At 40.4% G+C, this 20,244-nt stretch carries 17 protein-coding genes; all 17 read left to right on the top strand.

Annotation, left to right across the window (positions count from 1 at the left end):
* The first annotated feature begins 16 nt into the window (after positions 1 to 16).
* Entirely contained in the window at positions 17 to 919 is a 903-nt protein-coding gene (gene sucD, locus LG336_RS05120) for a succinate--CoA ligase subunit alpha (protein WP_404331487.1), read from the top strand.
* Positions 920 to 1,042: 123 nt separating this feature from the next.
* Positions 1,043 to 1,900, top strand: a complete 858-nt coding sequence (gene dprA, locus LG336_RS05125; RefSeq protein WP_404331489.1) for a DNA-processing protein DprA — start codon at positions 1,043 to 1,045, stop codon at positions 1,898 to 1,900.
* Positions 1,901 to 2,229: 329 nt separating this feature from the next.
* Complete coding sequence (topA, locus tag LG336_RS05130; protein ID WP_404331490.1) at positions 2,230 to 4,305, top strand: type I DNA topoisomerase; 2,076 nt, start codon at positions 2,230 to 2,232, stop codon at positions 4,303 to 4,305.
* A gap of 450 nt (positions 4,306 to 4,755) precedes the next feature.
* Entirely contained in the window at positions 4,756 to 6,063 is a 1,308-nt protein-coding gene (gene trmFO / locus LG336_RS05135) for an FADH(2)-oxidizing methylenetetrahydrofolate--tRNA-(uracil(54)-C(5))-methyltransferase TrmFO (RefSeq protein ID WP_404331491.1), read from the top strand.
* 63 nt (positions 6,064 to 6,126) lie between these two features.
* A complete protein-coding gene (gene xerC / locus LG336_RS05140) occupies positions 6,127 to 7,029 on the top strand; it encodes a tyrosine recombinase XerC (protein ID WP_404331492.1) in 903 nt (300 codons plus the stop codon).
* A gap of 23 nt (positions 7,030 to 7,052) precedes the next feature.
* Positions 7,053 to 7,595, top strand: a complete 543-nt coding sequence (gene hslV, locus LG336_RS05145; protein ID WP_404331493.1) for an ATP-dependent protease subunit HslV — start codon at positions 7,053 to 7,055, stop codon at positions 7,593 to 7,595.
* A gap of 17 nt (positions 7,596 to 7,612) precedes the next feature.
* Positions 7,613 to 9,022, top strand: a complete 1,410-nt coding sequence (gene hslU, locus LG336_RS05150; RefSeq protein ID WP_404331494.1) for an HslU--HslV peptidase ATPase subunit — start codon at positions 7,613 to 7,615, stop codon at positions 9,020 to 9,022.
* A 114-nt stretch (positions 9,023 to 9,136) separates the two neighbouring features.
* On the top strand, positions 9,137 to 9,916 hold the full coding sequence (gene codY, locus LG336_RS05155) for a GTP-sensing pleiotropic transcriptional regulator CodY (protein WP_404331495.1): 780 nt from the start codon (positions 9,137 to 9,139) through the stop codon (positions 9,914 to 9,916).
* 306 nt (positions 9,917 to 10,222) lie between these two features.
* Complete coding sequence (gene rpsB / locus LG336_RS05160; RefSeq protein WP_404331496.1) at positions 10,223 to 10,933, top strand: 30S ribosomal protein S2; 711 nt, start codon at positions 10,223 to 10,225, stop codon at positions 10,931 to 10,933.
* 160 nt (positions 10,934 to 11,093) lie between these two features.
* Entirely contained in the window at positions 11,094 to 11,978 is an 885-nt protein-coding gene (gene tsf, locus LG336_RS05165; protein WP_404331497.1) for a translation elongation factor Ts, read from the top strand.
* A 500-nt stretch (positions 11,979 to 12,478) separates the two neighbouring features.
* Positions 12,479 to 13,201 (top strand): UMP kinase, encoded by a 723-nt coding sequence (pyrH, locus tag LG336_RS05170; RefSeq protein WP_404331498.1) that lies wholly within the window; start codon positions 12,479 to 12,481, stop codon positions 13,199 to 13,201.
* A 2-nt stretch (positions 13,202 to 13,203) separates the two neighbouring features.
* Complete coding sequence (gene frr / locus LG336_RS05175; RefSeq protein WP_404331499.1) at positions 13,204 to 13,761, top strand: ribosome recycling factor; 558 nt, start codon at positions 13,204 to 13,206, stop codon at positions 13,759 to 13,761.
* A gap of 241 nt (positions 13,762 to 14,002) precedes the next feature.
* Positions 14,003 to 14,779 (top strand): isoprenyl transferase, encoded by a 777-nt coding sequence (locus tag LG336_RS05180; RefSeq protein ID WP_404331500.1) that lies wholly within the window; start codon positions 14,003 to 14,005, stop codon positions 14,777 to 14,779.
* A gap of 16 nt (positions 14,780 to 14,795) precedes the next feature.
* Positions 14,796 to 15,590, top strand: coding sequence for a phosphatidate cytidylyltransferase (locus tag LG336_RS05185; protein ID WP_404331501.1), 795 nt, complete (start codon positions 14,796 to 14,798; stop codon positions 15,588 to 15,590).
* 102 nt (positions 15,591 to 15,692) lie between these two features.
* Positions 15,693 to 16,835 (top strand): 1-deoxy-D-xylulose-5-phosphate reductoisomerase, encoded by a 1,143-nt coding sequence (gene dxr / locus LG336_RS05190; RefSeq protein WP_404331502.1) that lies wholly within the window; start codon positions 15,693 to 15,695, stop codon positions 16,833 to 16,835.
* Positions 16,836 to 16,852: 17 nt separating this feature from the next.
* A complete protein-coding gene (rseP, locus tag LG336_RS05195) occupies positions 16,853 to 18,127 on the top strand; it encodes an RIP metalloprotease RseP (RefSeq protein WP_404331503.1) in 1,275 nt (424 codons plus the stop codon).
* Between the two features lie 348 nt (positions 18,128 to 18,475).
* Positions 18,476 to 20,179 (top strand): proline--tRNA ligase, encoded by a 1,704-nt coding sequence (locus LG336_RS05200; RefSeq protein ID WP_404331504.1) that lies wholly within the window; start codon positions 18,476 to 18,478, stop codon positions 20,177 to 20,179.
* The last annotated feature ends 65 nt before the right edge of the window (positions 20,180 to 20,244 follow it).

The following is a 20,244-nucleotide window of genomic DNA, read 5'->3' on the forward strand; positions in this document are numbered from 1 at the left end:
AGGAGAATCGTTTGTCATGAGTGTATTCATTAATAAAGATACAAAAGTCATTGTCCAAGGGATTACCGGTTCAACGGCCCTTTTTCATACAAAACAAATGCTTGAATATGGTACAAAAATCGTTGGTGGTACGACTCCAGGAAAAGGCGGCCAAGAGGTCGAAGGAGTACCTGTTTTCAATACTGTACAGGAGGCTGTCGCTGCAACTGGAGCAACTGCTTCTGTCATTTATGTTCCAGCTCCATTTGCCGCTGATGCTATTATGGAAGCAGTAGATGCAGAGCTTGATCTTGCTATTTGTATCACAGAGCATATTCCTGTTCTTGACATGGTAAAAGTTAAGCGTTATATGGAAGGCAAGAAGACACGCCTAGTGGGTCCGAACTGTCCAGGTGTAATTACTGCAGATGAGTGTAAAATCGGGATCATGCCTGGTTACATTCATACAAAAGGGCACGTGGGTGTTGTTTCCCGCTCAGGAACATTAACCTATGAAGCGGTACACCAATTAACACAAGCTGGACTTGGCCAAACTACTGCGGTTGGGATCGGTGGAGATCCTGTTAACGGTACGAACTTCATTGATGTTCTTAAAGCCTTCAATGAAGACCCGGAAACTTATGCAGTCATCATGATTGGTGAAATTGGCGGAACGGCAGAAGAAGAAGCGGCTGAGTGGGTTAAAGCCAATATGACGAAGCCTGTGGTAGGATTCATTGGTGGAGTAACTGCACCTCCAGGGAAGCGTATGGGCCATGCTGGTGCGATTATTTCTGGTGGAAAAGGAACTGCCGACGAGAAAATTCGTGTGATGAACGAATGTGGCATTAAAGTTGCTGAAACTCCATCTGTAATGGGTGAAACTTTGATTGAAGTTCTTAAAGAAAAAGGTCTATATGAAGAGTGTAAAACACACTAAAAATCATAAACGGAACAGTCCCTCGAAAAAGAGGGACTGTTTGCTATTTTATTGAACTTTTAAAGGGATATTTGAAATGCCCTTTAGCGCGTTAATCTTACAAAGAACAGGAGGCCCTTCCGAATGGATGAATTCAAAAAAAGATTGATTCATTTGCTGCACTGCAAACCCCAAAGCTGGAAAACGGTCTATCGAATTTTAAATGACGACCCATCGTTAACCGCCCTTTATTCTCCCCTTACTGCACCATCCATTAGCTCTAAGCAAAATGAATTTCTTCCCTTGCTTCAACAAATACCAATTGACGACCTTATTGAATATTATGTTCGAAATGATATCCATTTGATTAGTGTATTTGATGCAGATTATCCTCCGCTTTTAAAAAATATATATCAACCACCATGGTTGTTATGGGCTAAGGGAGATAGAACCCTATTGAATTGTTCATTTCCACTAGCAGTCGTTGGTAGTCGGGAGGCAACCGCTTACGGGAAAAGTGCAATCGAATTTCTATTTCCGGAATTAATAAAACATCAAGCTGTCATCATTAGTGGTTTAGCCAGAGGGATAGATGCGCATGCTCATCAAATGGCGATAAGGTTAGGAGGTCGGACTATTGCAGTCATTGCGGGAGGCTTTCATCATATTTATCCAAGGGAAAACCTTGGGCTCGCATCTCACATGATGACGGAGCAACTCGTCTTGTCTGAATACCCGCCAAATACTAGACCAGAAAAATGGCAGTTTCCATTAAGGAACAGGATCATTGGTGGTTTGGCAAAAGGAACCTTGGTGATTGAGGCCAAGAAAAGAAGTGGTTCGTTTATCACCGCTGATTTTGCATTGAGCGAAGGAAGAGATGTTTTTGCGGTACCAGGAAGCATTCTAAACCCTTCCTTCACGGGAACGAATGAGCTTATTCAACTTGGAGCAAAACTAATAAAGGAACCAAAGGATATAATAGAAGAAATTTATATTTAGTCGGAAAATAAGGCTAAAATCAGAAATAAAAGGATAAAATTTCAAGTGGAAATGCATGCTATTTGGAAAATTTACTACAAAATAGTTGAAATTATTTAAAATCTGTTATACATTTTGCATCAGTACTAAAAGAAAAAGGAAATAAAACGAAACCGGTATATGCTGGTGCTGGATATAGAAAAGCGGGAAGTGCATCGTCTAACTCCATTTGAACAATAAACGGGCTAGATAAAAATAATAAAACGCTTACTTTACCCAGGTATTGACAATGGGGAACCGCATATTAAATAATAGTGGTAATTTTATTCCCTCTAAGGAGGACTAACTGAATGTCGGAGTATTTAGTCATCGTTGAGTCTCCCGCGAAAGCGAAGACGATTGAACGGTATCTAGGAAAAAAATATAAAGTAAAAGCTTCAATGGGGCATGTAATCGACTTGCCAAAAAGTCAGACAGCAATTGATGTTGAACATGGATATGAGCCGAAATACATTACGATTCGTGGAAAAGGCCCAATTTTAAAAGAATTAAAGTCAGCTGCGAAAAAAGCAAAGAAAATTTATCTCGCGGCCGACCCCGATCGCGAAGGGGAAGCAATTGCTTGGCATTTGGCTCGTAGTCTTAATGTGGATGTAGATTCGGACTGCAGGGTTGTATTTAATGAAATCACTAAAGATGCCATTAAAGATTCTTTTAAACACCCAAGGCCAATTAATAAGGATCTTGTTGATGCGCAGCAAGCGCGACGGATTTTAGATCGACTTGTTGGCTATAACATCAGTCCATTACTTTGGAAAAAGGTCAAAAAGGGCCTTAGTGCAGGAAGAGTGCAGTCTGTTGCGTTAAGGATGATCATTAATCGGGAGAAAGAAATCCAGGACTTTGAGCCAGAAGAATACTGGACCATTGGTGCGGAATTTTTAAAAGGAAAGAGCAAGTTTGAAGGAACATTCTATGGAGTCGATTCAAAGAAAGCCGAATTAAAATCGGAAGCGGATGTTCAAAAAATTCTTCAACAGCTAAAAGGAAATGAATTCAAAGTTGAAACTGTTACGAAGAAAGAACGGAAACGCAATCCGGCTCCTCCATTTATCACTTCATCCTTACAGCAGGAAGCAGCGCGTAAGTTGAATTTTAGAGCTAGAAAAACTATGATGCTCGCGCAGCAATTATATGAAGGGGTGGACATTGGCAAAGAAGGAACGGTTGGTTTAATCACTTACATGAGAACCGACTCAACGAGAATCTCGGAAGTCGCTCAGGAGGAAGCTAGTGGTTATATAACCAATGAATACGGGAAAGAATTTTTAAAGAGTGGAATTAAAAAGGAAAAGAAGAAAGCGAATGCGCAAGATGCCCATGAAGCCATTCGACCAACAAGTGCATTGAGGGTCCCTGCTGAATTAAAACAATATTTATCTAGGGACCAGTTACGTTTGTACAAATTGATTTGGGAACGCTTCGTTGCCAGTCAAATGGCGCCAGCCGTAATGGATACGATGAGTGTTGATTTGGTTAATTCTGGAGTCATCTTCCGAGCAACTGGTTCGAAGGTAAAGTTTCCGGGTTTCATGAAAGTATATGTAGAAGGCTCAGACGATGAAGTGGATGAAAAAGACAAGCTCCTTCCTAATCTAATGGAAGGGGATGCAGTGATAAAAAAGGACATCGAACCGAAACAACACTTCACCCAACCGCCTCCAAGATATACAGAAGCTAGGCTGGTTAGAACCTTAGAAGAACTCGGAATAGGGCGACCTTCAACGTATGCACCAACCCTTGATACGATTCAGAAACGAGGGTATGTTAGCCTCGATAATAAACGGTTTGTACCAACTGAATTAGGGGAAATTGTTGACCAATTGATTATTGAGTTCTTTCCGGATATTGTTAATGCGGAATTCACTGCGAAGATGGAACAAGACCTAGATAACATTGAAGAGGGCAGTGTGAACTGGGTTAAAATTATCGATGAATTCTACAAGGAATTTGAAAAAGATCTTGAAAAGGCAGAAAAAGAAATGCAGGAAATAGAAATTAAAGATGAGCCTGCAGGGGAAGATTGTGAACAATGCGGAAACGCTATGGTCTTCAAAATGGGACGATATGGTAAATTCATGGCTTGCAGCAATTTCCCTGATTGTCGAAATACGAAGGCAATTGTAAAAGAAATTGGAGTAAAATGTCCAAATTGTAAAGAAGGAAATATCATTGAGCGAAAAAGCAAAAAGCGCCGCATTTTTTATGGGTGTGACCAATATCCTGGATGCGAATTTCTTTCTTGGGACAAACCAATCGCCAGAAGCTGTCCAAAATGTGAAAGTCTCTTAGTTGAGAAAAAACTAAAAAAGGGTGTCCAGGTTTCTTGTACACAATGTGATTATAAAGAAGCACCACAACAATAGAGTGAGCATTTGCTCACTCTTTTTTGTATTGTTGTGTTAGGATAAGAGCTTGTGTAAAAAGTATTTGAAAGGCTCTTTTCTCAAACGTTGTTGCTTTTGGATACAAAATAGGATGGATGAGGCTTTGTTTCTCTAAAAAAAACAGCATTTTAAATATGAGAAAAGAGCTTGCATACTTACTGTAACGTACAAAATAGGTTATCTTACGTTAAAATCGGCTTTAGATAGTAAAAATCGGCTTTAAGATTTTTACAATTTTAACAACAATCTTTAAGAAAACACCATTTGAAACAACTCCTTTGATACAAGCTTTATTTTGTGGTAGAATCATTTTTTGTCAATTTGAAACTTTTTTCTTTTAAAATCGTATCCTTAAGTGCAAAATGGACAATTAAGGGCAAAATAGATAAACGAACGCGTATAGATAAAGTAAGCAAGTGGAGGATCAAAATGACAGATACAGTAGTAAATGTTGTAGGTGCTGGCCTAGCCGGCAGTGAAGCAGCTTGGCAATTAGCCAAACGAGGAATTAACGTACGACTTTATGAAATGAGGCCAGTTAAGCAGACGCCAGCTCACCACACAGATAAATTTGCTGAATTGGTGTGCAGCAACTCCCTTCGAGCCAATACCCTGACGAATGCTGTGGGTGTTCTAAAAGAAGAGATGAGGATGCTTGATTCTGTTATTATCGGCTGTGCTGATGCCAGTTCTGTACCAGCTGGAGGTGCACTTGCCGTGGACCGTCATGACTTTGCAGCTCGAGTGACCGAGCAGGTGAAAAATCACCCGAATGTTACGGTCATCAATGAAGAGGTAGTGGGAATACCAGAGGGACCGACGATTATTGCAACAGGCCCATTAACAAGTGAAGCACTGTCACAGGGATTGAAGGAACTAACTGGGGAAGAGTATCTTTACTTTTATGATGCAGCTGCACCGATACTTGAAAAAGATAGCATTGACATGGAGAAGGTCTACTTAAAATCTCGCTATGACAAAGGGGAAGCGGCTTATTTAAACTGCCCAATGACGGAAGAAGAATTCAATCGTTTTTATGAGGCTTTAATTGCAGCCGAAACGGTACCGTTAAAGGAATTTGAAAAAGAGGTTTTCTTTGAAGGGTGTATGCCGATTGAAGTAATGGCCAATCGCGGGAGAAAGACAATGTTATTTGGTCCAATGAAGCCAGTAGGGCTTGAAGATCCGAAAACGGGAAAGCGCCCATATGCTGTTGTTCAGCTTCGTCAAGATGATGCGGCAGGAACTCTTTATAATATTGTCGGGTTTCAAACTCATTTAAAATGGGGACCTCAAAAAGAAGTGATTCGATTAATTCCAGGACTTGAGAATGCTGAAATTGTTCGTTACGGAGTCATGCACCGAAATACGTTTATTAATTCACCAAAGGTACTCAAGGCAACCTATCAGTTTAAAAATAGAGAGGACCTATTCTTTGCTGGTCAAATGACGGGGGTCGAGGGTTATGTAGAGTCAGCTGCTAGCGGTTTGGTTGCTGGCATTAATGCAGCAAGATTAGTTCAAAATTCCTTACCTGTAAGTTTTCCAGCTGAGACCGCGATAGGAAGTATGGCGCATTATATTACGACAACCAATGCGAAAAATTTCCAACCGATGAATGCAAACTTTGGTTTATTGCCGGACTTACCAGTAAAAATTAAAAATAAGCAGGAAAGAAATGAGGCACACGCAAACAGAGCATTGGAAACAATTCAGAAATTTGTGAAAAATTTGTAAACTATATTGCAATAGACTGCTAAATTATGATACCATTTAGTAGCCTCTGTGGGGTGATTCGTATTGACGGAAAATGTGAACATTTCTTTAAAATTGTTTATTGAATATTTACAAATTGAAAAAAACTGTTCACAATACACTGTTGAACACTATCATCACGATGTGACCGATTTTTTTGACTTTATGAAAGAAGAAGCAATCTTGAGTTTAAAGGATGTTCAATATTCAGATGTGAGGATTTACCTGACAAAACTATACGAGAAACAATTATCAAGAAAAACAGTAGCTCGAAGAATTTCCTGCCTTCGTAGTTTTTATAAGTTTTTGCTTCGAGAGAAACTCGTAGATGAAAATCCGATGGCCCTTGTATCCATCCCGAAAGCGGAAAAACGTTTGCCTGATTTTTTTTATGAACAAGAATTGAATGTATTCTTTGAATCTTGTGAGACCGATACTGCTCTAGGGAAAAGAAATAAAGCCTTGTTGGAACTTCTTTATGGTACAGGGATTCGCGTTAGTGAATGCTGTAAAATTCGTCTTACAGACCTAGATTTTTATCTTTCAACTGTTTTGGTCCATGGCAAAGGCCATAAACAAAGGTATGTCCCATTTGGGAGCTTTGCTCATGATGAACTCGAAAGCTACATACAAACTGCTCGTAGAGATTTGTTAAAAGGCAAAGAGGATCATGGCTTTCTTTTTGTTAATTTCAGAGGTGGACCGCTGACCGATAGGGGAGTTCGTGAAGTCTTAAACAAAATGTTTGAAAAATCTGCTCTGCATGGGAAGATTCATCCACATAAGCTTAGACATACTTTTGCGACACATATGTTAAGCAATGGAGCGGATTTAAGAACGGTACAAGAACTACTTGGTCATGCATTCCTTTCGTCAACCCAGGTTTATACTCATGTTACCAACGAACATTTAAGACGAACCTATATGTCTACACATCCAAGGGCATAAAGTCTCAGGAGGAGGAAAAAGGGATGTCTCAATTTCATGCGACAACGATTTTTGCGGTTCAACATAAGGGGAAATGTGCAATGTCCGGGGACGGTCAGGTCACATTTGGCAACGCAGTTGTGATGAAACACACGGCACGTAAGGTGCGAAAGTTGTTTAATGGAAAAGTAGTAGCTGGTTTTGCTGGTTCTGTGGCGGATGCCTTCACATTATTTGAAATGTTCGAGGCTAAGCTTGAAGAGTATAATGGAAGTTTACAGCGAGCGGCTGTTGAGTTAGCGAAACAATGGCGCGGCGATAAAATGTTGAGGCAACTTGAGGCGATGTTAATCGTCATGAATGAAGATCATATATTGCTAATTTCTGGGACAGGTGAAGTCATTGAACCCGATGATGGAATTCTAGCAATCGGCTCAGGTGGTAATTATGCTTTAGCAGCAGGCAGGTCTTTAAAACAGTATGCAGGTGAACATTTGTCAGCACCGGAAATTGCAAAGGCAGCCCTCGAAATTGCGGCTGATATTTGTGTGTATACCAATACCAACATTATTGTGGAAGAATTGTAGGGAAGGAGTGTGCATGCATGAATAATTCAAACAATTTAACCCCAAGACAAATCGTTGAGCGACTCGATCAATACATTATCGGTCAAAAAGATGCGAAAAAGGCAGTTGCAATCGCACTGAGAAATCGGTACCGGAGAAGTCTACTAGACGAAAGTATCCGAGATGAAATTAGCCCTAAGAACATCTTAATGATGGGACCGACAGGGGTAGGGAAAACCGAGATTGCCAGAAGAATTGCCAAGATGGTAAGGGCGCCGTTTGTAAAGGTTGAAGCAACCAAATTTACGGAAGTTGGCTATGTAGGACGTGATGTGGAGTCAATGGTACGTGACTTAGTTGAGACATCCGTGCGCATTGTTAAAGAAGAAAAAATGTTAAGTGTAAAAGAGCGCGCTGAGGAAAATGCAAACCGCCGACTAGTTGAATTATTGGTTCCCTCAGCAAAGAAAAATACGTCCTATAAAAACCCACTTGAGATGTTGTTTGGTGGTGGAGCCCAGCAGGCGGAACAAGATTCCACAGCCTCCACTGAAGAGATGAATCTTAAGGAAAAACGTAGAGCGGTTCAATTAAAACTAGAAGCAGGGGAATTGGAGAACGAAGTTATTTCTGTTGAGGTAGAAGAGCAGGCACCTTCAATGTTTGACATGCTTCAGGGCTCTGGTATGGAACAAATGGGTGTGAACATGCAGGATGCGTTAAGTAACCTCATGCCCAAAAAACGAAAAAAACGGAAGCTTCCTGTAAAAGAAGCGAGAAAAGTATTAACGAATGAAGAAGCTCAAAAGTTAATTGATATGGATGAAGTGACGCTAGAAGCAACTGTTCGAGCTGAACAATCCGGAATCATTTTTATCGACGAAATCGATAAGATTGCAAGCAAGAGTTCTGGTGGTGGTTCCGCAGATGTTTCGCGTGAGGGAGTTCAAAGGGACATTTTGCCGATTGTTGAGGGCTCAACAATCGTAACCAAATATGGACCGGTAAAAACGGATCATGTTCTGTTTGTTGCTGCAGGTGCCTTTCACATGGCAAAGCCATCTGACCTAATCCCTGAGCTTCAAGGGCGCTTTCCAATCCGTGTTGAACTAACAAAACTAACAGTAGACGATTTTTATCGTATCCTTGTTGAGCCAGATAATGCGCTAATCAAACAATATAAAGCATTATTGGAAACGGAAGGTATACAAATTGAATTTTCTGACGAAGCTATTCGTAAGGTAGCGGAAGTCGCTTATGAAGTGAACCAAAACACGGACAATATCGGGGCAAGACGTCTTCATACAATTTTAGAGAAATTGCTAGAAGACTTAAGCTTTGAAGCACCGGATATCTCAATGGGAGAAATCTTAATCACACCTCAATATGTGGAAGAGAAACTGGGTGCTATATCTAGAAACAAGGATTTGAGCAGGTTTATTTTATAAACCGTTTTACCTGGCGATGGATAGGGTAAATAAAAACAAGCATTAGCCGGTTAAAATGGCTGAATAAATGTAAAACATCATATAGGTTGTTATGCAAAATAGGAGGAAGAACTAATGGACTTACTATCAAAAACGAGAAAAATCAATGCACTACTTCAAAAAGCGGCAGGTAAACCTGTTAACTTTAAGGAAATGTCTGAGACATTGTCCGAGGTCATCGAGGCGAACATTTTTGTTGTCAGCCGTCGTGGAAAGTTACTAGGCTTTGCTGTGAATCAACAAATTGAAAACGACCGGATTAAAAAAATGCTTGAAGATCGTCAGTTCCCTGAGGAATATACAAATGGTTTGTTTAATATTAAAGAAACATCTCCTAATTTAGATGTAGAAAGTCAATATACGATTTTCCCAGTTGAAAACAAAGAGTTCTTTAAAAGCGGATTAACAACAATTGTTCCAATTATTGGTGGCGGTGAGCGCCTTGGTACCTTGCTTCTTGGTCGTGTAACAGCACCTTTTGAAGATGATGACCTTATCCTTGCTGAATACGGTGCTACTGTTGTTGGTATGGAGATCCTTCGTGAAAAGGCAGAAGAAATTGAAGAAGAGGCTCGTAGCAAGGCTGTTGTACAAATGGCGATTAGCTCTCTTTCCTACAGTGAATTAGAAGCAATCGAGCATATCTTTGAAGAACTAAACGGCAAAGAAGGCTTACTTGTTGCTTCTAAAATTGCAGACCGTGTAGGAATTACTCGTTCTGTGATCGTAAACGCTCTTCGTAAACTAGAAAGTGCGGGAGTAATCGAATCTCGTTCTCTAGGAATGAAAGGGACGTATATCAAAGTATTAAATGACAAGTTCTTGTTTGAGCTGGAGAAATTAAAAGCAAACTAATCAAGAATAGTCGAATGTAAAATCCTGTTCATAGCCTGAACGGGGTTTTTGTTTTTGAAGAGATAAGAAAGTGTAAAAGACTTAACCTAGGGGATTGTTTAGCTTCCAGGCCATACGCCGCTGAACAGGCGCTTGCGCTTTTCAAATAAACTTCAAGTTAGACTTGATTGTCATTATCACATATGCTATATTATTAAACGGTGTTAATACACACGGTCATGGATTTATGCGAATGGTGCTGTTCCAAACAGTTTTCGCTAAAGACGATATGGCCGGAGGAAAACAAACCATTAGGAGGAAACAAACATGTCAGTAATTTCTATGAAGCAATTGCTTGAAGCTGGTGTACACTTCGGTCACCAGACTCGCCGTTGGAACCCTAAGATGAAAAAGTATATTTTCACTGAGCGTAACGGCATCTACATCATCGATCTTCAAAAAACAGTTAAAAAGGTTGAGGAAGCTTATAACTGGGTAAAGGAACTTGCTGCTGAAGGCGGAACAGTTCTTTTCGTTGGTACAAAGAAGCAAGCTCAAGATTCTGTTAAAGAAGAAGCAGAACGTTCTGGAATGTACTATGTTAACCAACGTTGGTTAGGTGGTACTTTAACAAACTTCGAAACAATCCAAAAGCGTATTAGACGCCTTAAAGATATTGAGAGAATGGCTGAAGATGGTACATTTGATGTCCTTCCTAAAAAAGAAGTTGTTCAACTTAGAAAAGAACAAGAGCGTTTAGAGAAATTCTTGGGTGGAATTAAAGATATGAAGGGCCTTCCTGATGCTCTTTTCATCATCGACCCTCGTAAAGAGCGCATTGCTGTTGCAGAAGCACGTAAATTGAACATTCCTATCGTAGGTATCGTTGATACAAACTGTGATCCGGATGAAATCGATGTTGTGATTCCTGCAAACGATGATGCAATCCGTGCTGTAAAACTTTTAACAGGAAAAATGGCTGATGCTATCCTTGAAGCAAAACAAGGTGAAGAAACAGCTGAACCTGTAGAAGCGTAAGTTTAAGTTTTGGGGAAAGGTGATATAGGGATACCCTTTATCACCTTTTTTTAAAGTGAAAATGTCTACGAGGCCTTTCGCTTATAAGTTTAAATCTCAATAATAGTGAGAAAATATGGAATAGGTACATATCACAATAACCTTAAGGAGGATAATCGTTATGGCAATTACTGCACAAATGGTTAAAGAATTGCGTGAAAAAACAGGCGCAGGAATGATGGACTGTAAAAAGGCACTTCAAGAAGTAGATGGAGATATGGAAAAAGCAATTGACTTCCTTCGTGAAAAAGGAATTGCAAAGGCAGCTAAAAAGGGAGACCGTATTGCTGCTGAAGGTTTAGCGAGTGTCGTAGTAGAAGGCAATGAAGCTGTAATTCTAGAAGTGAACTCTGAAACAGATTTCGTTGCGAAAAACGAAGGCTTCCAAAACCTAGTAAAAGAGCTTGGTGAGCATATTCTAAAAAATAAGCCTGCAAACCTTGAAGAGGCTCTTACACAAACAATGGAAAATGGTGCATCCGTTGATGCTCATGTAAATGCTGCCATTGCTAAAATCGGTGAAAAGCTTTCCCTACGTCGTTTTGTAGTAGCTACTAAAACAGATGCAGATGCATTTGGTGCATACCTACACATGGGTGGCCGCATTGCGGTTCTAACTGTTCTTGAAGGAACAACTGACGAAACGGCTGCGAAGGATGTTTCAATGCATGTTGCAGCTCTAAACCCTAAATATGTTTCTCGTGATGAGGTTTCCCAAGAAGAGGTTGAGCGTGAGCGCCAAGTTCTTACTCAACAAGCTCTTAACGAAGGAAAGCCTGAGAATATCGTAGCGAAAATGGTAGAAGGACGCCTTGGAAAGTATTTCGAAGATGTTTGCCTTCTTGACCAAACTTTTGTTAAAAATCCTGATCAAAAAGTACGCCAGTTTGTTGAATCTAAAGGTGGTACTGTACGCGAGTTCGTTCGCTTTGAAGTAGGAGAAGGTATCGAAAAGCGTGAAGATAATTTCGCAGAAGAAGTTATGAACCAAGTTAATAAAAAATAATCTTAACCAAGTCTATTTTTTCTGACCAGGGAACACTATGTGTTCCCTGTTTTTGGAGAGAGGAATTGGTTAATCTTCTAATTAAGTGCTTTGGACAGGCGCTTTCACATTTCGGTGTCTAGTTGCAGCGCCTAGCCCCTCGGGTCATAAGCCAATCCGTCAAGAAGGTTAAAAAACAACCTTCTGGCCGGCTCGTCTTATGCCTGTCGGGGCTGGACAGGCGCTTTCACATTTCGGTGTGTCTAGTTGCAGCGCCTAGCCCCTCGGGTCATAAGCTTGTCTAGTGTCGGCTCCTAGGGACTCGAGACATAAGCCACCCCCTGTAAGAAGGTAAAGAACACCTTCTTGCAGGTCGCGTCTTATGCTTGTCGTCCCTGGACAGTCGCCTATACTTTTCGGGCAATCCGTCAAGAAGGTTAAAAAACAACCTTCTGGCCGGCTCGTCTAGACTCACGGGGCTGGACAGGCGCTTTCACATTTCTATTTTACTGGAGGTTTCTATGAGCAACCCAAAATACAAACGTGTTGTTTTAAAGTTGAGTGGGGAAGCACTGGCAGGTGAAAATGGTTTTGGCATTAATCCTTCTGTGATTAAAAACGTTGCCGGACAGGTAAAAGAACTTGCAGAATTAGGTGTAGAGGTCGCTGTTGTTGTAGGTGGAGGAAATATATGGCGTGGCAAAATCGGTGAGGAAATGGGAATGGATCGTGCAACGGCTGACTATATGGGAATGCTTGCTACGGTTATGAATTCACTAGCTCTTCAGGATAGTCTCGAACAAGAAGGAATTGAAACAAGAGTACAGACATCCATTGAAATGCGACAAGTTGCGGAACCATATATTCGTCGACGTGCAATTCGACACCTTGAAAAGACTCGAGTGGTTATTTTCGCTGCTGGTACTGGGAATCCTTACTTCTCAACCGATACCACAGCAGCCTTAAGAGCTGCAGAAATTGAGGCAGAAGTCATTTTAATGGCGAAAAACAATGTGGACGGAGTGTATTCTGCCGACCCACGTATGGATCCAAATGCCGTCAAGTACGATGAGCTATCATACCTTGACGTCATTAAAGAAGGCTTAGCTGTTATGGATTCGACTGCTTCATCTTTATGTATGGACAACAATATTCCTTTAATTGTATTCTCTATAATGGAGGAAGGGAATATTAAGAGAGCTGTAATGGGTGAAAAAATTGGAACTATTGTTAGGGGGAAATAATCATGCCAAAACAAGTCATTGATAAAGCGAAAGAAAAAATGACAAAAGCAATTCAAGCTTACACACGTGAGTTGGCTTCAATCCGTGCCGGGCGAGCAAATGCCTCTCTTTTAGACAGAATTACGGTTGATTATTATGGCGCGCCAACTCCTATAAATCAGCTAGCTGGAATTTCTGTTCCAGAAGCTAGGCTTCTAGTTATTCAACCTTATGATAAATCTATTCTAAGTGAAATTGAAAAAGCGATTATGAAATCGGACCTAGGAATTAACCCAACAAATGATGGTTCAATCATTCGCTTGGCCATTCCACAGTTAACAGAAGAGCGTCGTAAGGAATTGGTTAAGCAGGTTCGTAAGGAATCAGAAGAAGCTAAAATTGCCGTTCGTAATATCCGTCGTGATGCAAATGATGATTTAAAGAAACTTGAAAAGAACGGTGAGATTACTGAAGATGGTCTTCGTGGATATTCAGATGATATCCAAAAGATAACGGACGAATATATCAACAAAGTGGACCAAGTAACTAAGGATAAGGAAAAAGAACTACTGGAAGTTTAATCTCAGTATCAGCTATGGTAAACTAAATAGTTAAAAGACCCTCTTTTACAGGGGGTTTTTTCATAGATATGATTGTGCAGAATCAAAAATAAAACATTCTGTTTTAGAATAAGCTTACATATTCTTTTTATAGAGATATCTTTTTTCATTTTTGGTATGATAGGAACATATGCTAAAAACCAGCTAGAAGACTATTTCTTTTTGGGTGAGAGTATTATCCTATTTTTAGGGGAGCTGTCTTATGTTAAATAAACTAAATCCCTGGAAGTCCCAGAATCAACCTTCCAGTCTCCGTGATCGAAAAATACAAATAAAATCTCAGGAGGTTCCCTCACATATAGCCATCATTATGGACGGCAATGGGCGATGGGCAAAGAAACGTTCTTTACCGAGGGTAGCGGGACATCATGAGGGGATGAAAGTGGTCCGCAAAATCACTCGTCTTGCAAATGAACTTGGTGTGAGAACCTTGACTCTTTATGCCTTTTCGACGGAAAACTGGAAACGGCCAAAAATGGAAGTGGATTTTCTGATGAAGCTTCCGGAAGAATTCCTTGGCTCCTTTTTACCCGAATTGGTTGAAGAAAATGTTCGAGTAACCATGATGGGAAATACTGAGCAATTGCCAGCTCACACGCTAAATGCTGTTAAGAAAGCAATGGATGATACTAAAGAGAATACTGGTCTGGTCTTAAATTTTGCTCTTAATTATGGGAGCCGAGTGGAGATTCTCCAAGCTGTTAAACAGGTCTTAAATGATTGTGAAAATGGTACACTAGATAAGGAAAACCTTAACGAAGAAGTTTTCTCATCCTATTTAATGACTTCTGAGTTAGAAGATCCTGACTTGTTAATTCGAACAAGCGGTGAAATCAGGCTAAGCAACTTTATGCTTTGGCAACTTGCATATACAGAGTTCTTTTTTACAGAGGTTTTATGGCCAGATTTCAGTGAAGAACATTTCGTTGAGGCTGTAGAAGTGTTCCAAGGCCGTCAGCGTCGCTTTGGCGGAGTTTAATAAAGGTGTGAATTAGATGAAGCAACGAATCATAACAGGAGTCATAGCAGCAGCTATATTCCTTCCGATTGTGTTAATTGGAGGGCTACCATTTATTCTAATGGTCTATTTACTTGCGTCAGTTGGGTTGTACGAGGCTTTAAAAATGCAAAACATCAAGCTTGCATCAATACCAGGGATTATTTCGCTTATTTTACTTTGGATTTTCCTGATTCCGAGTGAACATATTGGCATTCTAAGCAATATGAACTATACGAAAATTGAGCTTGCACTATTGGCTGTCTTGTTATTTTTAACATATACAGTTATTACAAAAAATCGTTTTAGTTTTGACGAGGTCGCTTTTTCTGTACTGGCAACCCTTTATGTGGGAATTGGTTTTTACTATTTTATCGAGACAAGGGGAGCGGACAATGGTTTAACGTTTGTTGTCTATTCCCTATTTATCATTTGGGCAACGGATTCAGGTGCCTACTTTATCGGACGCTCACTCGGCAAGAGAAAACTCTGGCCTGAGATTAGCCCGAACAAAACGATTGAGGGTTCTATTGGAGGCATTCTTTGTGCCATCATTGTTGCGGTATTATTTGCGATGTTTACTGAAATCGGTGTACCAATTGTGTTGTTAATTATCGCAACTATCATACTGTCTATCTTTGGTCAGGTTGGCGATTTAGTTGAATCTGCATTGAAGCGTCATTACAATATAAAAGATTCCGGAACAATCCTTCCGGGTCACGGGGGTATATTGGACAGGTTTGACAGCCTCTTATTTGTCTTACCGCTCTTACACTTTATGAATTTGTTATAATGGATGATGGAGCTAGGTGCATACGGGAATAAACAACAATGAATTTGTAAGGGACAAAGGGTTTTGCTTAGTGTCCTGTTTGGTGAATTAGGAGTGGTTGTAGTGAAGAAAATAAGCTTATTGGGGGCGACAGGATCCATTGGGATTCAGACGTTGGACATTATAAGAGGGCATCGAGAAGCCTTTCAATTAGTCGCCATATCTGCGGGACGTAATTTAGATTCTGTCCGTAAAATAATCATAGAATTCAAACCGGAGTTTGTCTCTGTCCAAGAGAAGGTAGATTGTGAGACCTTACAAACTGAGTTTCCCGGCCTTTCAATTGGATATGGTCCTAGTGGGATTGAAGAAGCTGCAGTCTATGACAAGGCTGATATTTTGGTCAACGCCGTCCTTGGTAGTGTAGGTTTGTCGCCGACACTTAAGGCGATACAGGCTGGGAAAACCATTGCCATAGCAAATAAAGAGACGTTGGTAACAGCTGGCCACCTTGTGATGGAGGCAGCCATTCAACATAATGTGCCAATCCTTCCTGTTGATAGTGAACATTCTGCGATATTTCAAGCTCTTCAGGGAGAGCAGGCAAAAAATATTGAACAACTCATTTTGACTGCATCAGGAGGAAGCTTCCGGGATCGGAAACGGGAAGAGTTGAAAAACGTAACCGTTCGTGAGGCCTTGAATCATCCAAATTGGTCTATGGGAGCTAAAATCACCATTGACTCGGCTACCATGATGAATAAAGGTCTTGAAGTTATAGAGGCGCATTGGTTGTTTTCACTTCCTTATGAAAAGATTTCAGTTGTTCTCCATAAAGAGAGCATCATCCATTCAATGGTTGAATTCCATGATACTAGCATCATTGCGCAACTGGGGACCCCAGATATGAGAGTGCCGATTCAATACGCTCTCACATATCCAGATAGGATGCCCCATCCTACAGGGAGCAGACTAAGTCTTGCGCAAATTGGAAAGCTACATTTTCGTGAAATGGATTTTGACCGTTTCCGTTGCCTGAAGTTTGCCTATGATGCTGGAATGGCTGGAGGAACAATGCCTACAGTATTAAATGCTGCAAACGAAGCAGCTGTCGCTGCGTTTTTAGAGGGGAAAATTACCTTTCTGCAAATTGAAGATTTGATTGAACGTGAGCTACACAAGCATACAATCATTACGAACCCAGATTTAGAAACAATACAGGAAATTGATGAACAAACAAGAAAGTCGGTATTATCACTTATTTAAAAAAGGTGGTCATTCAGTTGAGTACAGTTATTGCCTTTATTGTTATTTTCGGGGCTCTTGTTTTCTTTCATGAACTGGGTCACCTAATTTTTGCAAAACGTGCTGGAATTTTATGCCGAGAATTTGCAATTGGATTTGGACCGAAAATTTTTTCTCATAAGCGTAACGAAACAGTTTATACAATCCGTCTCTTACCGATAGGTGGCTTTGTTAGAATGGCCGGTGAAGATCCAGAGATGGTCGAAATTAAACCCGGTCACCGAATCGGTCTATTGTTCGGAGAAGATAAAAAAGTAAATAAAGTCATCCTTAATAACAAGGATAAATATCCGGACGCTCTTGTGGTTGAAGTCGAACAGGCAGATGTAGAACATCAGTTATATATAAAAGGCTATGAAGATGGAAACGAAGAAGAACTAAAAACCTTCTCGATAAGCCGTAGTGCAGTTTTTGTTGAAAATGGAGCAGAAACACAAATAGCCCCACATGACAGACAGTTTGCTTCCAAGACAATTGGGCAAAGAACCTTGGCAATTTTTGCTGGACCGATGATGAACTTTATCCTTGCGATTGTTGTTTTTATGATTATCGCTTTGTTTCAAGGGATGCCGTCCGATCAACCAGTATTAGGGGAACTGGCTGCTGATGGGTCAGCTCTCGAGGCGGGTCTGAAACAAGGGGATGTTGTTCAAAGCATTGAAGGAGCAGAAATTTCAAGTTGGTCGGATGTCGTGGAAATCATCCAGAAAAATCCGGAAAACGAGCTAGAGTTCCTTGTGCATCGTAATGGGGAGACTTTAGAAATTCCCGTTACTCCTGATAAAAGAGAAGTAGAGCTCGAAGGTGGTAAAAACCAAACAATTGGGATTATCGGTGTGTACGCTCCAATTGAAAAGGATACCTTAAAAGCAATTTTATATGGATTTGAAGAAACCTACACTTGGACGAAAGAAATCATTTTTGCCGTTGGGAAACTTGTTACTGGTCAGTTTTCAATTGATGCCCTTGCAGGGCCAGTTGGAATTTACGAATCGACGAGTATCGTAGCTCAATCAGGTGTTTGGTATTTAATGAGATGGGCAGCTGTATTGAGTATTAATCTTGGAATCATGAACTTACTGCCAATACCAGCCTTGGATGGTGGTAGATTGATGTTCTTTGCAGTCGAAGCAGTTAGAGGAAAACCGATTGACCCCCAAAAGGAAGGGATGGTTCATTTCATCGGTTTTGCATTATTAATGCTCTTAATGCTTGTCGTTACATGGAACGATATCCAAAGATTCTTTTTATAAAAGGCTGTTTTCGTATAAATTATTGTTAAAATTGTAAAAATCTTAAAGCCGATTTTTACTACCTAAAGCCGATTTTAACGCAAGGTAATCTATTATTGTACGTTGTAGTGAGTTTGCAAGCTCTTTTCTTATATTTAAAAAGCTATTTGGAGTGAAACAAGCTTCATCCATTCAAAAGCAACAAAAGCTTGAGAAAAGAGCCTTATAAAAAAAGTGGAAAGATAGATTTAATTTACTTAAACTTATGTTTGTAAGTTCATGCGCCCAGTGACTAGATGAGGTCGCATCAATTGGGCGCTTCCGCTGTTCTTTTTTGCCATTTCGATTTAGATGAGGTGTATTTACAAAATGAAACAAAGTATGACTTTAATCCCAACACTAAGAGAAGTACCAGCTGATGCCGAAATAAAGAGTCATCAATTGCTTTTAAGAGCAGGTTATATCCGTCAAAATGCTAGTGGTGTGTACTCTTATTTACCACTTGCTCGGAAAGTGCTTCAAAAAGTAGAACATATTGTTCGTGAGGAAATGGATCAAGCAGGTTCCGTGGAGCTTTTAATGCCCGCTCTGCAACAATCAGAATTATGGCAGGAATCTGGTCGCTGGTATACATATGGTCCAGAACTGATGCGTATGAAAGATCGCCATGATCGTGAGTTTGCTCTAGGTGCAACTCATGAGGAAGTCATTACGAGTCTAATCCGTGATGAAGTAAAATCATATAAGCGTTTGCCTTTATCTTTATATCAAATTCAAACAAAATTCCGTGATGAAAAACGTCCACGCTTTGGACTTTTACGTGGTCGCGAATTCATTATGAAAGATGCTTATTCCTTCCACTCTACTCAGGAAAGCCTAGATCAAACATATCAACGTCTTTTCGAGGCTTATAGCAATATTTTCTCTCGATGTGGCTTAGATTTCCGGGCTGTCATCGCCGATTCTGGTGCAATGGGTGGGAAAGATACTCATGAATTCATGGTTCTTTCTGATGTTGGAGAAGATACAATTGCTTATTCTGATACTTCCAGCTATGCGGCAAATATCGAAATGGCCCCAGTTGTAATGGATTATGAGAAAAAAGCTGAAGCTACTAAAGAAATCGAAAAAGTACTAACAGAGAATAAAAAGACCATTGAAGAAGTTGCAAACTTCCTTAAAGTAGAAGCAAAGGATTGTATTAAATCCATGCTGTTCAAGGTTGACGACCGTTATGTTCTTACGCTTGTACGCGGAGATCATGAAGTGAATGATATCAAATTAAAGAATCTGTTGGGAGCAACGACTGCTGAGCTTGCGGATGCCGATGAGACAAAGTCCGTGCTCGGCTGTGCAGTTGGATCTCTTGGTCCCGTCAAGGCTAAGGATGTTGAAATTGTTGCCGATCACGCTGTCGCAGCGATCGTGAATGGTGTATGTGGTGCAAATGAAGAGGATTATCATTACATCAATGTAAACCCTGAGCGTGACTTTGAAGTGAGTCAATTTGCTGACCTTCGCTTTATTCAAGAAGGGGATCCATCTCCAGATGGTGAAGGGAAGATTTTGTTTGCTAAAGGAATTGAAGTTGGTCACGTCTTTAAATTAGGTACTCGCTACAGTGAAGCAATGGGTGCGACGTATCTTGATGAAAACGGCAGAACTCAACCAATGATTATGGGATGCTATGGAATCGGAGTCTCTCGTACCATGGCTGCCGTGGTTGAACAATTTAACGATGAAAAAGGACTAATTTGGCCAACCGCGCTGGCTCCTTTCGATTTGCACTTAATTGCGGTAAACATGAAAGATGCATCACAGGCGCAATTAGCGGAGGAGATGTATGCAAAACTTAAGGCTGCTCGCTTCGATGTATTATTCGATGATCGTCAAGAGCGTCCAGGTGTGAAGTTCGCTGACTCTGACTTAATCGGAATGCCAATTCGTATTACAGTTGGAAAAAAGGCCTCAGAGGGAATCGTGGAACTCAAGGTTCGTAAAACTGGGGATATGCAAGAAGTACATGTGGACGAGCTACAAACCACGATTGAGAATATTGTGAAGTCACTATAAAAATGATTAATTAGCAGAATCTCCTTTTTAGGGGGTTCTTTTTTTCGGGGATATAAGGGGAGATT

This window comes from Mesobacillus maritimus, from assembly GCF_044803185.1.
Lineage (GTDB): Bacteria > Bacillota > Bacilli > Bacillales > Cytobacillaceae > Mesobacillus_B > Mesobacillus_B maritimus_B.

Excerpts from the sequence above, each read along its gene's own strand:
- dprA (WP_404331489.1), top strand. The coding sequence starts at position 1,043 with ATGGATGAATTCAAAAAAAGATTGATTCATTTGCTGCACTGCAAACCC.
- topA (WP_404331490.1), top strand. The coding sequence starts at position 2,230 with ATGTCGGAGTATTTAGTCATCGTTGAGTCTCCCGCGAAAGCGAAGACG.
- LG336_RS05180 (WP_404331500.1), top strand. The coding sequence starts at position 14,003 with ATGTTAAATAAACTAAATCCCTGGAAGTCCCAGAATCAACCTTCCAGT.
- codY (WP_404331495.1), top strand. The coding sequence starts at position 9,137 with ATGGACTTACTATCAAAAACGAGAAAAATCAATGCACTACTTCAAAAA.
- LG336_RS05185 (WP_404331501.1), top strand. The coding sequence starts at position 14,796 with ATGAAGCAACGAATCATAACAGGAGTCATAGCAGCAGCTATATTCCTT.
- frr (WP_404331499.1), top strand. The coding sequence starts at position 13,204 with ATGCCAAAACAAGTCATTGATAAAGCGAAAGAAAAAATGACAAAAGCA.
- rpsB (WP_404331496.1), top strand. The coding sequence starts at position 10,223 with ATGTCAGTAATTTCTATGAAGCAATTGCTTGAAGCTGGTGTACACTTC.
- LG336_RS05200 (WP_404331504.1), top strand. The coding sequence starts at position 18,476 with ATGAAACAAAGTATGACTTTAATCCCAACACTAAGAGAAGTACCAGCT.
- tsf (WP_404331497.1), top strand. The coding sequence starts at position 11,094 with ATGGCAATTACTGCACAAATGGTTAAAGAATTGCGTGAAAAAACAGGC.
- sucD (WP_404331487.1), top strand. The coding sequence starts at position 17 with ATGAGTGTATTCATTAATAAAGATACAAAAGTCATTGTCCAAGGGATT.
- hslU (WP_404331494.1), top strand. The coding sequence starts at position 7,613 with ATGAATAATTCAAACAATTTAACCCCAAGACAAATCGTTGAGCGACTC.
- trmFO (WP_404331491.1), top strand. The coding sequence starts at position 4,756 with ATGACAGATACAGTAGTAAATGTTGTAGGTGCTGGCCTAGCCGGCAGT.
- pyrH (WP_404331498.1), top strand. The coding sequence starts at position 12,479 with ATGAGCAACCCAAAATACAAACGTGTTGTTTTAAAGTTGAGTGGGGAA.
- hslV (WP_404331493.1), top strand. The coding sequence starts at position 7,053 with ATGTCTCAATTTCATGCGACAACGATTTTTGCGGTTCAACATAAGGGG.